Here is a 13,887-nt window from a genome sequence, read left to right as displayed (position 1 = left end):
AGCCTTGGTGTTCTGCACCATGCTGCTTTCAGACGGAACAGTCATACCTAAAGGTATTTATGGGATGGCGAAGAGAAATGGAAAATATTCTCAGTTGGTTGCTTTGGGGAGCCTTCATCATATTGATGATGCGCTTTGGTTGCGGTGCTCACATGTTTGGGCACAAAAAGCACAGCCACAATAAGAAACAAGCGGACGGTCAGGCTGAGGCAATCCGATGGGAGCACCCTCAGTCCGCCGTTGACCCGGTTTGTCATAAAACTGTCGATCCGCGCATCGCCAAAACAGCCATTTATGGCGGTGAAGTATTCTACTTCTGTTCAGACACCTGTCGTTCGAAATTTGAAGTGTCGCCAGATACCTATGTCGATGGCAGCGCAATTAGCCGACAAACTCACGTATCGCCAAGCTAGTTCAGCGAAATCAATAGGCGGCAGCAACAGGACCAGGGTTGACTAGTTCCCTTGGTCTCACGTGTCTTCGAATATTTGATACATACGCATAAAACAAAGGCCCGAAGAAAATGAAAAAACAAATCAATTGGCCAAAGTATTTGGTTATCGGTTTTTTCGCAGTAGGGATCATCGCCATGACCCTGAATTCGTTTCTGCCCGGGAAAGATGACATCAAAGATCTTGAACTGACCGATAGCGGAATTGCGCTCCCCAGTTTCAGCAAGGAAGCCATGGTAGGAAACCAGCTTTTCGATATGAACTGTGTTGCTTGTCACGGAGGCAATGCAACAGGCACAGAGCAAGGCCCGCCGCTGATGCACAGAATCTACAATCCGGGACATCATTCAGATCGCGCATTCTATCTAGCTGTTCAAAACGGGGCAAAACAACATCACTGGCCCTTTGGCGATATGCCAGCCCAGCCTCAGGTCAGTTCGGAACAGGTAGCACGGATCATTCGTTATATACGCGAGCTGCAAGAAGCAAACGGCATCGCGTACCAAAAACACCAAATGTGAGGCAGGAATGGATCATCAGGCAGAATACAAGAAAAACAGTATCTCGCTCCTTGGCGCCATATCCATGGGCACCGGTGTTATGATCGGAGCAGGAATTTTTGCTTTGACCGGACAAATTGCCGAACTTGCAGGAAAGTGGTTCCCGTTGTCGTTCCTGTTTGGCGCACTTGTCACTGCTTTTAGTGCTTATACCTACATCAAGATGTCCAATGCTTTCCCGTCTGCAGGCGGGATCGGAATGATCCTCCAAAAAGCATACGGGCCGGGAGCCATAGCAGGCGGCGCAGCATTGCTGATGGCCTTTTCGATGGTCATCAACGAGAGTTTGGTCGCAAGAACATTTGGAACCTATGTTTTGCGCGCGTTTGACCTGACAGAGCTTGAAGTTCTTATACCGGTATTGGGTGTTTGCCTGATAATTTTTGCATATGCTGTTAACAGAGCTGGCAACAAATCGGTTGGCCTGTTTTCAATGGTCATGGCCGCGTTGAAGATCGGCGGCATTGCATTGTTTGCAATTGCAGCGCTGTGGGCTGGTGGATACTCGTTCGAGCCGTCATCACCCGACGGCGCGAGCTTTCCATTGGCCGGTTTTGTCGCATCAATTGCTCTTTCAATTCTGGCCTTCAAAGGGTTCACAACGATCACAAACAGTGGTGCTGAAATCGTGAGCCCTCATAAGAATGTGGGTCGTGCGATTACGTTCTCAATCCTGATTTGCGTTGTCGTATATATTCTCGTGGCGCTTGCTGTTGGTTCAAGCCTTGACTTGGACGAACTGATAAAAGCCAAAGACTATGCCCTCGCCCAAGCTGCACAGCCAGCATTGGGGCCCATCGGATTTTATCTGACTGTGCTGCTCGCAGTCGTTGCGACGGCGTCCGGTTTGCTAGCAAGCGTGTTTGCGGTGTCAAGAATGCTCGCGATGCTGACCGATATGGAGATGATCCCGCATAGTCATTTTGGAATGTCGGGTTCAATCAAAGACCACACACTTGTTTACACGGTTGTCGTGGCAGCGCTGTTGACAATCTTTTTTGATTTAAGCCGGATCGCTTCACTTGGCGTGTTTTTCTATCTGGTCATGGATGTGCTCATCCACTGGGGATGCTTTAAGTACCTACGACAAGAAATAGGAGCACGCGGCTTTGTAATGATTACAGCAATTGTCTTTGACATCATCGTGCTGCTCGTTTTCGCCGGCATGAAATTGCAAAGCGACCCATCCATTGTTCTCATTGCAACTTTGATGATCGTTGCTGTGTTCATTTTTGAACGTTGGTTCCTGTCAAACTGGATAAACCAATCGGCCAAGGCGCACAGTCACGATCACTCAGAACATTGATTATCCGCAGTGACATTGCAGCATAACAGCAGGAAGCAGACCATGTCTGATCATCATCATAAGAAGCACCAGGATAATCACAAAATGTCTGATCAATCAGGACAGTCGACGGATCCTGTTTGCGGTATGTCGGTCACGGTGGATGCCGATACACCACGCTCTCGGTACGGCAGTGAGACATATTATTTCTGTTCGCAGAAATGTAAGGGCAAGTTCGATAGCTCTCCTGAGAGCGTATTGTCCTCAGAGGAAGAGACATCTGCTGCAAACAGCGCTTCGTCATCGACTTCGGGTCGCTACACCTGCCCGATGCATCCAGAGATCATACGATCCGAACCTGGTTCCTGTCCGATCTGCGGAATGGCACTGGAACCGATGGATATGCCAACAGAAAATGACGCACCAAACCCCGAGATTCAGGATTTCAAAAAGAGATTCTGGTTAGGCGCAGCTCTTACGGTGCCGCTGATTGTCCTAACGATGGGGCCGTTTGTTGGTTTGGGCTTCATCCGGGAAATGATTGGAGAACGCGTTACTCTTTGGGTGGAGTTGGTTCTCGGAACGCCTGTTGTCCTGTGGTCCGGCTTCCCATTCATGGTTCGTGGATGGCATTCTGTGGTGAACCGTTCTCTCAACATGTTCACCTTGATCGGGATGGGCGTTAGCGCAGCTTATATATTTAGCGTCGTCGCAGTGATTTCTCCGGGCATTTTTCCTGATGGATTCAGAGACGCACAGGGACATGTCGGTGTGTATTTCGAAGCTGCAGCTGTCATCGTTGTCCTTGTGCTTCTTGGCCAACTAATGGAATTGGGGGCTCGGGAACGAACCGGCTCGGCAATCAAAGCGTTATTGGGTCTTGCTGCGAAAACAGCCCGCATTATTGAAGATGATGGTTCTGAACGAGAAGTTCCTCTTGAGGATGTAACCGTCGGAATGCGTTTGAGGGTTCGCCCAGGTGACAAGATACCTGTCGATGGCGTTGTCGTTGAAGGACGGTCGTCAGTTGATGAATCCATGATTTCGGGTGAACCCGTTCCAATTGAAAAAAATCCAGATGATGATGTCACCGGAGCAACAATCAACGGAAATGGCAGCCTGATCATCCAGGCCAAACGGGTTGGCAAAGATACTGTCTTGAGCCAAATCGTTGATATGGTCTCCCATGCTCAGCGAAGCAAAGCGCCAATCCAAAAGGTTGCAGACACGGTTGCAGGCAAGTTTGTGCCTGCTGTTATCCTGGTTGCTTTGATCGCCTTCGTCGCTTGGGCCATCTGGGGGCCCGATCCGTCATTGTCATACGGGCTTGTCGCAGCGGTTGCTGTTCTGATCATTGCGTGTCCCTGCGCCCTTGGTTTGGCAACGCCGATGTCAATCATGACAGCGACCGGCCGTGGTGCACAAATTGGTGTGCTCATTAAAAATGCAGAGGCCTTGGAGCGATTTGCGAAGATCGATGTGCTCATTGTCGATAAAACCGGGACTTTGACAGAGGGTAAACCAAAACTTGCAGGTGTAATCGCCCAACCGGATTTTCAGGAGGAGGAAGTTCTTTCTGTCGCTGCGGCGCTGGAAAAGGGATCCGAACATCCATTGGCTGACGCCATTGTTAGTGCCGCTCAGGAGCGCGGTTTGTCCCTTGATAAGGCACAGGAATTTGAAGCTGTAACCGGTCAGGGCGTCACCGGAAAGGTGGGTGGCAAGTCGGTTGCCCTAGGTAATAGCAAACTCCTTCAGACTCTCAATATCGATCATTCTGCTGTTGATAAAATAGCAAATGATCGGCGAGATATGGGGGAAACGGTAATGCATGTCGTTATTGATGGAAAGATTGCTGGGCTCATTTCCGTTGCCGATCCGATAAAGCAAACAACATCGGATGCCCTGGCTGCATTGAAAAAACAGGGCTTCAAAATTGTCATGGCGACGGGCGACAACCAACGAACAGCAAAAGCTGTTGGCAGTAAACTCTCGATTACCGATATCCGGGCCGATGTCTCACCGGAAGATAAGGCCAATTTGATCAAAGAGCTAAAAGATAAAGGTCATCAAGTCGCGATGGCGGGTGACGGTGTTAACGATGCCCCCGCACTTGCGCAGGCCGACGTCGGAATTGCGATGGGTACGGGGGCGGATGTTGCAATCGAGAGTGCAGGCTTCACTCTTGTCAAAGGTGACCTGAGCGGGATTGTTCGCGCCCGCGAGCTCTCGGAAACAACCATGCGCAATATCCGACAAAACCTCTTCTTTGCGATGATTTACAATGCAGCAGGTGTGCCGGTTGCCGCAGGGCTACTTTATCCGTTCTTTGGCATTCTTATCTCGCCCATGTTTGCCGCTGCAGCCATGAGCTTGTCTTCGGTATCTGTTATTGCCAATGCATTACGACTTCGGCGCGCTGGCATATAGGGAGAAGCTGTCGCAGGTTTACACGACTGTCCGCTGATTCCTGTGATGTTTGGCTATGAAACAGCACTGACTACAGCATTTAAGAGAATTGTCAGCTTTTCTGTCAATTCTGCCGGTTTTTGTCATCTTATGTGACAATCGATGACAACTTATCTGGCAATCGAAAATACTAAGTCATTGATTTCCCTAGAAGCCAAATGTCAACTTTTGTGGCACCTGACAGCTTTTCCCGAAAAATTTATGCGGCCTGAGCCCGACGCATATATGCGTCGGTGCAGCTATTTGATTGTCATAGTTCGGGTTAATGCCCGTGCTAGACAGGCTGGACCAACGCACAATTCTCCTCAAGCCAATCAAAAAGATCGTTTTCTTTTGGAGGCAAGGCGATTTCCATGCCTCCGGCAAATTCCTTGAATGCTTCGAGGTTTAGTTGGTTCAGGCCGACCAATACCGTGATGTCTTTTACCAAAGCATTGGCAATGACATCCCGAAAACCGCGCCCTTCGGCCTCGTGCTTGCCGAATTTGTTGATAACGAGAACATCGGCACCTTTTTGAAGCTCCTGGGTGACGAAGCCAACGGCATCTTCCAGAGCACTTGTATCAAGGCGGCAGCCGCGAGAATGTTTGCCCAGTGCCTGAGAAATGCGAATAACCGGACCATCCGGCAGTACCTTGACATCCATATCGCACGGATCGTCCATTTCCCGTTCCGAATTGATCTGGACTGTTCCGCAAACGCGCAAGCCCGTGTCCGAGAGGCGCCGGGCAACGCGCGACAAAAGCAGGTCTGTGTCACCTCTACCCGCTGCCATCGTGTATGCGATTTTCATCTTGGTATTCCTTGTTTCGTTTCGTCGGGGAATAGCTCACCTGAGTCAGGAAGCCCGTTCCTCGGAATTGGGAAAATCCGAGCGGCGGATCGTGCATTCAAGGTCACGCAGAAGGCCGTCTTTCAGGCTATAAATCAGGCCATGAATTTTGATTTCTGCGCCAGCGCGCCAGGCACGCCGCATGATCGGGGTTTCGGCCACCCGGCTGACACCCTCGATCACATTGAGCTCCGCGAGCCTGTCACGCCGAACCTCGATGTCACTGTGCTGGTCAAGTGCACGGGCATGATAGCGGGCCTGACGACGGATCGGTTCAAGCCAGTGATCGGCCAAGCCATGGGGAAGGTCCTCCGTCGCTGCTCTCACACCGCCACAACCGTAGTGACCGCAAACAATAATCTCGCGGATTTTCAGGGTTTCGACGGCAAACTCCAGCGCAGACAGAAGGTTCAGGTCTGATGAATGCACCACGTTTGCAACGTTGCGGTGGACAAAAACTTCACCGGGGTCAAGCCCGGCAACAACGTTGGCCGGTACCCGGCTGTCCGAACATCCGATCCAGAAAAACTCTGGCGCTTGGTGGCTTGCCAGTCTGGAAAAATATCCAGGTTCTTCGTCTTGCCTCGATCGCGACCAGAGCCTGTTTCGTTCCAAAAGGTTTTCAAGCATGGAAACCTCACACCTTTTGTGGGTTATATGCGCTAAAACCGCGCGCTTAATTGGGTTTCGTATTGTTGGTCCCGCGTCCAAGGTCGGCTCCGGTGATGGAGGAGGACGCGATAAGGCCGTCGACAAACGCCTTTGCCTTGCGGGCCCACTGGGCTTTTTCCATCGCTTCTGAGATTTTTGGTTTCACGGTCTCGAACGGCAGTGGATGCCCCTCTGCCAGTGCATCTAGCCGGAGGACGTGATAGCCATATCTGCTCAGTACAGGCTCGGGCGCAATTTCGCCCTCAGAAAGCTGGCGAAGAGCGGCTTCAAATTCCGGAACCGTGTCGCCGGGGCGCAACTGACCAAGTGATCCGCCTGCTGAACGCGATCCACAGTCGCTTTGCGTGCGTGCAATCTTTTCGAACGTCTTGCCGTCTTTGCGAAGGTCGCTGAGGATATCGTTTGCCCGTCTGAGGGCCAGTTCTCTCTCCACGGCATCATTCGGATCGCATTTGCACAGAATGTGGGACACTTCCCACAACGGCATCGAGCGAAACCGTTCAGGATCCTTTTGCCATTCGGCACGAATGGCTTCTTCGCTTGGGGGAATGATATCGATCTCTGCTTCAAGCAATGCGCGGATCATGGCCTCTTCCCCGGTTTCAAACCGGTTTGGAGAGACTTCCAGCGGGACAGCTTCAATGCCGTTTTTGCGCGCTTCCTGAAGCAACAGGGTACGGATGACCAGTGCATTTGCCGCGTTACGCAAAGCGTCGGCAAAATTGTCCTTTGACGCCGTGTGGTTTTGCAATTCCGCAGCAACCGCTGTTTGCGGAATGGTTTCGCCATTGATGACGAGATCGGGAAACATTTGCGTATTCATAGCGCTTTGTCCTTTGTTTGCAGGAGGTCGTCGGCGCACGAATGCGCCGACTGTCCATTATCGGTGTGACAAAGGTCTGGTGCGGCGTGACCGGACAATCTGATACCCCGGACGCAAGAAATACCGCACTGGAACTGACAGCATGTGCACAAGGCGCGTGAACGGGAACACCAGGAAAATCGTCAGGCCCAGAACCAGATGCAGTTTGAAGATCCAGGCCACATTGGTAATGTGGCTGGCCGCATCAGACTGGAAGGTGAAAATTCCTTGTGCCCAAGCCATGAACTTGGTCATTTCATACCCGTCGAGATGTTCAAGCGACACAAAGATGGTGCCGATCCCAAGCACAAGCTGTGCCAGCAACAGGGCCAGAATGCCTATATCGGCAAAGCTCGACGTTTTGCGGATACGCGGATCGGTGATCCGGCGATGAAACAGCATCAGGCCGCCAATCAGGGCCATGACACCGGCGATACCACCCGCAACAACGGCCAGGGTCTGTTTGGCACCATGAGTGATCCCAAGGGCATCAAAAATCCAGATTGGCGTCAAAAGTCCGACCAGATGGCCAAAGAAAATGACCAGAACACCGACATGGAACAGAACGGAGCCCAGCATCAATTGCCTGCGACGCAGAAGCTGACTTGATGATGTTTTCCAGGTGAAGGGATCACGTTCATATCGGGCGATAGAGCCGATGATCAGGACCGATAGCGCGATATAGGGATAGATCCCGAAAAGGAAGTTATGCATGTGAGCCTCCTTTACTCTGCTGCTTCCGGCGGTACCGGTCCAGCGGGTTGATCAATACGCGACAGAATGTCACGCACCTGCGGGCAGCCGGCATCCGGGTCCGGGCCAAACGTGACTTCGCTTTCTTCCCAGACCTCGTCGAGTGCCTCAAGGTCATCGGGGTCGTCTTCGGGCTGTTCGAGGAGTTCGGCAACCGCATTGGCATCTGCCGTGACATTTGCCAGTTGCTGCAAGGCTTCGAAGACCGCCTGATAGGGGCTTTCGCGATTTTTCAGACGGGCGCGAATGGCCTCGAAGATATGGGCTGCGTCAGCCAATGTGTCCTGCACCTCTGCACGCGGCCGGGTTGACAGGAATTCCAGCAGCACAGGAAGATGGTCTGGAAGCTCCGTTGTTGCCGGTTCAAAGCCGCCAGCCCGATATGTTTCAAGCAGGCTGACCATGGCACCACCACGGTCGCGGCTTTCGCCGTGAACATGCTCGAACAGGTTAAGTGACAGGCTGCGCGAACGATCAAACAGCATGACGAAACGTTCCTGAAGATCGTAGATGTCATCGTTTGACATGGCCTCGACCAACGGTCGCAGATCGCGACGCGCCGCCGCTGTCAGGCGGGTGTCCGATGCCAGGACACCACCGATTTCAGGCATGGCTTCTTGCAGTTCTGTTGTCGGATAGCTCAGCAGAACCGAGAACGATTTGAGTGTGCGGTCCATCAGCGTACCTCCTCTGGCATTTTCAGAGGCTTCTTGCTGCCACCAAACAGGGACCCCTGACTGATGCCCGAAGAACAACCGTTGCAGTTGGTGAACCCTTCGCCGCCACGCAGGTCATAGGCTTCCTCGACCTGTTCGCGATGGGTGGTCGGGATGACGAACCGGTCTTCGTAATCGGCAAGCGCCATGATTTTGTACATGTCCTCGATGGTTGCACCATCAAGACCGACGCGTTTGGCGACCGACTCATCAATGACACCATCGACGGTTTTCGACCGCATATAGGCCCGCATGGCCAACATCCGTTCGAGAGCATGTGCCACTGGCTCCTCGTCGCCAGCTGTCAGCATATTGGCAAGGTATTTCAAAGGAATGCGAAGGTTGCGGACATCGGGCATTGCCCCATCCATGCCGATTGCACCGGCTTCGGCAGCATTCTGGATCGGGGAAAGCGGCGGGATATACCAGACCATCGGAAGGGTGCGGTATTCCGGATGCAGCGGGAAGGCAACTTTCCACTCCATCGCCATTTTCCAGATCGGGCTGTCCTGGGCTGCCTTGATCCAGTCTTCAGGGATACCGTCGGCACGGGCCGCCGCGATAACTTCCGGATCTTTCGGATCAAGGAACACACCAAGCTGGGCATCATAAAGATCGGTGGTTTCTTCGGCATTGGCCGCGGCTTCGATCTTGTCGGCATCATAAAGCATGACACCGATATAGCGGATACGCCCGACACAGGTTTCCGAACAGACCGTCGGATTCCCTGATTCAATGCGCGGATAGCACAGCGTACATTTTTCCGATTTGCCCGTTGACCAGTTGTAATAAACCTTCTTGTACGGGCAGCCCGATACGCACATGCGCCATCCCCGGCATTTTTCCTGATCGATCAGGACAATGCCGTCTTCTTCACGCTTATAAATCGCCCCAGACGGGCAACTTGCGGCACATGCCGGGTTCAGGCAGTGTTCGCACAGACGTGGCAAATACATCATGAATGTATTTTCGTATTCGCCGTAAATATCTTTCTGGATGCCTTCGAAGTTGTAGTCTTCCGAGCGTTTCGAAAACTCCCCACCCAGGATTTCTTCCCAGTTCGGGCCTTTTTCGATTTTTTCCATCCGTTCGCCAGAAATGCGCGAACGCGGACGGGCCGTTGGAAAGGCTTTCACTTCCGGGGCAGATTTCAGGTGATCGTAATCGAAATCGAACGGTTCGTAATAGTCGTCGATTTCCGGCAGATCCGGGTTGGCAAAGATGTTTGCCAGGATCCGCCATTTCGATCCCTGTTTGGGCTGCAGCTTGCCCGACTTGGTGCGTTCCCAACCTCCATTCCAGCGGTTCTGGTTTTCCCAGTCGGTCGGATAGCCGGTGCCAGGTTTGGTTTCGACGTTGTTGAACCAAGCGTATTCAACACCATCACGGCTGGTCCAGACGTTTTTGCAAGTTACCGAACAGGTATGGCACCCAATGCATTTGTCGAGGTTCAGCACCATGCCGATTTGTGCGCGGACTCTCATTTCCCGACCTCCTTGTCGTTTGCTTCTTCGTCGAGCCAGTCGACCTTCTGCATTTTGCGGACAATGACGAACTCATCACGGTTGGCGCCCACGGTTCCGTAGTAGTTGAAACCGTATGATTGCTGGGCATAGCCCCCAATCATGTGTGTGGGTTTAAGTGTCGTGCGGGTGACAGAGTTATGAATGCCGCCGCGTTTGCCGGTCTTTTCGGAGCCGGGCGTATTCACGATTTTTTCCTGCGCATGGTACATGAAGGTCGTACCATCCTTGATGCGCTGGGAAACGACTGCGCGGGCGGTCAGGGCACCGTTGGTGTTGTACAGTTCCACCCAGTCATTATCGACGATTCCGGCGCGTTTTGCGTCGTTTTCGCTGATCCAGATCACCGGACCACCACGGTTAAGCGTCAGCATCAACAGGTTGTCGCTATAGGTCGAATGGATGCCCCATTTCTGGTGCGGTGTGATGAAGTTCAGCACCACATGGGGCATACCGTCGCGGGCTTCGTCGTTGATTTCCGTGGTAATGGTTTTGAGGTCAACCGGTGGACGATAGGAGACAAAGCCTTCGCCAAAGGCCCGCATCCACAGGTGATCCTGATAAAGTTGCTGACGTCCGGTAAGGGTCCGCCACGGGATCAGCTCGTGAACGTTGGTATAGCCCGCGTTGTAACAGACATGCTCGGACTCAAGGCCCGACCAGGTCGGCGAAGAAATGATCTTGCGCGGTTGGGCGGCAATGTCGCGGAAGCGGATTTTTTCATCTTCCTTGGGAAGGGCGAGATGGGTGTGTTCCCGTCCTGTGATCTTGCCAAGTGCATCCCAGGCCTTGACCGCAACCTCACCATTGGTTTCCGGTGCCAACATCAGAACCACTTCGGTGGCATCGATATCGGTATCGATCTTCGCACAGCCCTTGGCAGATCCTTCCTGCCACACACCGTTCAAATCACGAAGATGCTGAACCTCGACCTCGGTCTTCCAGTTGATCCCCTTGCCGCCATTGCCCAGTTTGTCTAGCAACGGGCCAAGTGCGGTAAAGCGATCATGGATTGCGGTGTAATCGCGCTCGACGGCGATATAGTTCGGTGCAGTCTTGCCGGGAATAAGTTCGCATTCACCCTTCTTCCAGTCTCTGACCTGATCCTGGGCGAGTTCACCCGGGGTGTCATGAAGGATCGGCAGGGCGACAATGTCGGTTTCCTTGCCAAGATATCCGGGAACGATTTCCTGGAATTTCTTGGCAATCGCCTTGAAGATTTCCCAATCAGACTTGCTTTCATAGGCCGGGTTGACGGCCGCCTGAAGCGGGTGGATGAACGGGTGCATGTCTGACGTATTCAGATCGTTCTTTTCATACCAGCTTGCGGTTGGCAGAACGACATCGGAATAGACCGCGGTCGTGCTCATCCGGAAATCAATGCAGACCAGAAGATCAAGCTTTCCGCGCGGGCCTTCATCATGCCATTTGGCTTCCTTGGGCAGTTGACGGCCTTCTTCGCCAAGATCCTTGCCCATGACACCGTGGTCAGTGCCAAGCAGATGTTTGAGGAAATATTCGTGGCCCTTGCCCGAAGACCCCAGCAGGTTGGACCGCCACACAAACAGATTGCGCGGCCAGTTTTTGGGATCATCCGGGTCTTCGCACGACATTTCCAGATCTCCGGACTTCAATTGTTCGGCAACATAGACCGGAATTTCCTTGCCAGCGGCTTTCGCCGCCTTTGCAACGTCGAGCGGGTTGGTCTTCAGCTGCGGTGCCGATGGCAGCCACCCCATCCGCTCAGCACGGATGTTGTAGTCGATCATTGAAACGTCCCAGTCCCCATCCGGCGCCGTCGGAGACAGGATTTCTTTGGCCGTCAGCGTCTCGTAGCGCCACTGATCGGTATGGGCATACCAGGCACTGGTCGAATTCATGTGCCGGGGCGGGCGTCCCCAATCAAGGGCAAAGGCCAGTGGTTGCCAGCCGGTTTGCGGGCGGAGTTTTTCCTGTCCGACATAGTGGGCCCAACCGCCACCCGATTGGCCGACACAGCCGCACATCACCAGCATGTTGATGACACCACGATAGTTCATATCCATGTGGTACCAGTGGTTCATCGCAGCCCCGATGATGACCATCGATTTGCCTTTGGTCTTTTCGGCATTCTGGGCGAATTCACGGGCAACATGAATGATCTTGTCGGCGGAAACGCCGGTAATCTTTTCGGCCCATGCCGGGGTGCCGGGCATGCCGTCGGCATAGTCACTGGTGACCCAGTCGCCACCCAGCCCGCGATCAAGGCCATAGTTGGCACAGAACAGGTCAAATACGGTCGTAACCATAATTTCCCCATCTGCAGTCTGAACGCGTTTGACCGGAATATTCCGGGTCAGAATGTTTGGATGCTGAGCATCAGTTGCGAAATGCTCCGAGGCATCACCACCGAAATAGGGGAAATCAACCCCGACAATGTCATCATGATCCTCTTCAAGGATCAGCGACGTCTTGAGGTTGGTGTCAGCCCCCGCAGCACGTTCTTCCAGGTTCCATTCACCAGCTTCGCCCCAGCGGTAGCCAATCGACCCGTTCGGCGCAACCAGGTTGCCGGTCTTTTCGTCAATCGCGACGGTTTTCCAGTCGGGGTTGTTGTCCTCGCCAAGTTTGCCGTTGAGATCAGAAGCGCGCAGGAACCGCCCCGGAATAAGCGAACCGTTCTTTTCGTCGAGTTTCACCAGCATCGGGAAGTCCGAATATTTGCGGCAATATTCTTCGAAATATTCGGTTTGACGATCAAGATGGAATTCTCGCAGGATCACATGGCCAAACGCCAATGCCAGTGCGGCATCCGTACCCTGCTTGGCATTCAGCCATACGTCACCGAATTTTGCGGCTTCGGAATAATCCGGGCAAATGACGGCTGACTTGGTTCCGCGATACCGGGCCTCGGTATAGAAATGCGCATCCGGTGTTCTGGTTTGCGGCACATTCGATCCCCACAGGATCAGATATCCGGCATTGTACCAGTCTGCGGATTCCGGAACGTCGGTCTGTTCCCCCCAGGTCATCGGAGACGCCGGCGGCAAATCGCAATACCAGTCATAGAATGACATGCACACGCCGCCCAGAAGGCTGAGATAGCGTGAGCCCGCCGCATAACTGATCATCGACATTGCCGGAATGGGCGAGAAACCAAACACCCGGTCAGGACCATAAGTTTTTGCCGTAAAGGCGTTTGCGGCGGCAACCAGTTCTGTTGCCTCATCCCAGGTTGCACGGACAAACCCGCCCTTGCCACGGCTTGCCACATAGCTTGCGCGCAAGACGGGGTCATTTTGAATGGCTGTCCAGGCTTCAATCGGGTTCATTGTCGAACGCATCCGACGCCACAGCTTAAGCAGCTTGCCACGGATCAGCGGGTTTTTAACGCGGTTGGCAGAATACAGATACCAGCTATAGCTTGCCCCACGGGCGCAACCACGTGGTTCATGGTTTGGCAATCCGGCACGGGTGCGCGGGTAATCGGTCTGCTGGGTTTCCCAGGTGACAATCCCGGATTTGACATAGATTTTCCAACTGCACGACCCGGTGCAGTTCACACCATGTGTCGAACGAACAATTTTGTCATGGCGCCAGCGGTTGCGATAGGTGTCTTCCCAGTCGCGGTTTTCGCGGGTGACGTGACCGTGATTGTTTGAAAACTTTTCCAGTTCTTTGTTCTGAAAAAAGTTCAGTCTGTCTAAGAGGTGACTCATGGCGTTTCTCCTCAAGGCTGCGGGGCCCTGCCCGAACCGGCAGGTTCGGGCAGGGAGAATTTCAA

11 protein-coding genes are annotated in these 13,887 nt (G+C 53.1%); 4 read left to right on the top strand and 7 right to left on the bottom strand.

Annotated features, from left to right (window positions below):
• The first annotated feature begins 77 nt into the window (after positions 1-77).
• The 4 genes from IT893_RS15205 to IT893_RS15190 all read left to right on the top strand — a co-directional run bounded on the left by IT893_RS15205 (position 78) and on the right by IT893_RS15190 (position 4,727).
• Positions 78-413, top strand: coding sequence for a YHS domain-containing protein (locus IT893_RS15205; protein ID WP_197145741.1), 336 nt, complete (start codon positions 78-80; stop codon positions 411-413).
• Positions 414-523: 110 nt separating this feature from the next.
• Positions 524-973, top strand: a complete 450-nt coding sequence (locus IT893_RS15200; RefSeq protein ID WP_068518363.1) for a cytochrome c — start codon at positions 524-526, stop codon at positions 971-973.
• A 7-nt stretch (positions 974-980) separates the two neighbouring features.
• Positions 981-2,318, top strand: coding sequence for an APC family permease (locus tag IT893_RS15195; protein ID WP_068518364.1), 1,338 nt, complete (start codon positions 981-983; stop codon positions 2,316-2,318).
• Between the two features lie 42 nt (positions 2,319-2,360).
• The gene (locus tag IT893_RS15190; protein ID WP_197145739.1) at positions 2,361-4,727 is read left to right on the top strand and encodes a heavy metal translocating P-type ATPase; all 2,367 of its coding nucleotides are present in this window, start codon (positions 2,361-2,363) and stop codon (positions 4,725-4,727) included.
• 313 nt (positions 4,728-5,040) lie between these two features.
• Here IT893_RS15190 and IT893_RS15185 read toward each other — a convergent pair whose 3' ends face one another.
• Genes IT893_RS15185 through IT893_RS15155 form a run of 7 tightly spaced genes read right to left on the bottom strand, consistent with a single transcriptional unit; the run spans position 5,041 to position 13,822 of the window.
• Positions 5,041-5,559 carry a DUF2478 domain-containing protein gene (locus IT893_RS15185; protein ID WP_197145737.1) on the bottom strand — a complete coding sequence of 173 codons (519 nt, stop codon included), beginning with the start codon at positions 5,557-5,559 and terminating at the stop codon, positions 5,041-5,043.
• A 45-nt stretch (positions 5,560-5,604) separates the two neighbouring features.
• Positions 5,605-6,228 carry a carbonic anhydrase gene (locus IT893_RS15180; RefSeq protein ID WP_197145735.1) on the bottom strand — a complete coding sequence of 208 codons (624 nt, stop codon included), beginning with the start codon at positions 6,226-6,228 and terminating at the stop codon, positions 5,605-5,607.
• A 46-nt stretch (positions 6,229-6,274) separates the two neighbouring features.
• Complete coding sequence (locus IT893_RS15175) at positions 6,275-7,093, bottom strand: peptidylprolyl isomerase (protein ID WP_197145733.1); 819 nt, start codon at positions 7,091-7,093, stop codon at positions 6,275-6,277.
• Positions 7,094-7,150: 57 nt separating this feature from the next.
• A complete protein-coding gene (narI, locus tag IT893_RS15170; RefSeq protein ID WP_064779676.1) occupies positions 7,151-7,846 on the bottom strand; it encodes a respiratory nitrate reductase subunit gamma in 696 nt (231 codons plus the stop codon).
• A gap of 11 nt (positions 7,847-7,857) precedes the next feature.
• Positions 7,858-8,562 carry a nitrate reductase molybdenum cofactor assembly chaperone gene (gene narJ, locus IT893_RS15165; RefSeq protein ID WP_197145731.1) on the bottom strand — a complete coding sequence of 235 codons (705 nt, stop codon included), beginning with the start codon at positions 8,560-8,562 and terminating at the stop codon, positions 7,858-7,860.
• Positions 8,562-10,085, bottom strand: a complete 1,524-nt coding sequence (narH, locus tag IT893_RS15160; protein ID WP_064779674.1) for a nitrate reductase subunit beta — start codon at positions 10,083-10,085, stop codon at positions 8,562-8,564. Before narH ends, narJ begins: the two co-directional genes overlap by 1 nt.
• Entirely contained in the window at positions 10,082-13,822 is a 3,741-nt protein-coding gene (locus IT893_RS15155) for a nitrate reductase subunit alpha (RefSeq protein ID WP_197145729.1), read from the bottom strand. The genes narH and IT893_RS15155 overlap by 4 nt, the downstream gene beginning before the upstream one ends.
• Positions 13,823-13,887 lie beyond the last annotated feature (65 nt).

The organism is Thalassospira sp. A40-3 (assembly GCF_015871485.1).
Taxonomy (GTDB): Bacteria; Pseudomonadota; Alphaproteobacteria; order Rhodospirillales; family Thalassospiraceae; genus Thalassospira; species Thalassospira tepidiphila.
This window is presented reverse-complemented; position numbering and strand designations above follow the sequence as displayed.

Coding starts and splice junctions, on each gene's coding strand:
- narH (WP_064779674.1), bottom strand. CDS start 10,085: ATGAGAGTCCGCGCACAAATCGGCATGGTGCTGAACCTCGACAAATGC.
- IT893_RS15190 (WP_197145739.1), top strand. CDS start 2,361: ATGTCTGATCATCATCATAAGAAGCACCAGGATAATCACAAAATGTCT.
- narJ (WP_197145731.1), bottom strand. CDS start 8,562: ATGGACCGCACACTCAAATCGTTCTCGGTTCTGCTGAGCTATCCGACA.
- IT893_RS15175 (WP_197145733.1), bottom strand. CDS start 7,093: ATGAATACGCAAATGTTTCCCGATCTCGTCATCAATGGCGAAACCATT.
- IT893_RS15195 (WP_068518364.1), top strand. CDS start 981: ATGGATCATCAGGCAGAATACAAGAAAAACAGTATCTCGCTCCTTGGC.
- narI (WP_064779676.1), bottom strand. CDS start 7,846: ATGCATAACTTCCTTTTCGGGATCTATCCCTATATCGCGCTATCGGTC.
- IT893_RS15180 (WP_197145735.1), bottom strand. CDS start 6,228: ATGCTTGAAAACCTTTTGGAACGAAACAGGCTCTGGTCGCGATCGAGG.
- IT893_RS15155 (WP_197145729.1), bottom strand. CDS start 13,822: ATGAGTCACCTCTTAGACAGACTGAACTTTTTTCAGAACAAAGAACTG.
- IT893_RS15200 (WP_068518363.1), top strand. CDS start 524: ATGAAAAAACAAATCAATTGGCCAAAGTATTTGGTTATCGGTTTTTTC.
- IT893_RS15205 (WP_197145741.1), top strand. CDS start 78: ATGGAAAATATTCTCAGTTGGTTGCTTTGGGGAGCCTTCATCATATTG.
- IT893_RS15185 (WP_197145737.1), bottom strand. CDS start 5,559: ATGAAAATCGCATACACGATGGCAGCGGGTAGAGGTGACACAGACCTG.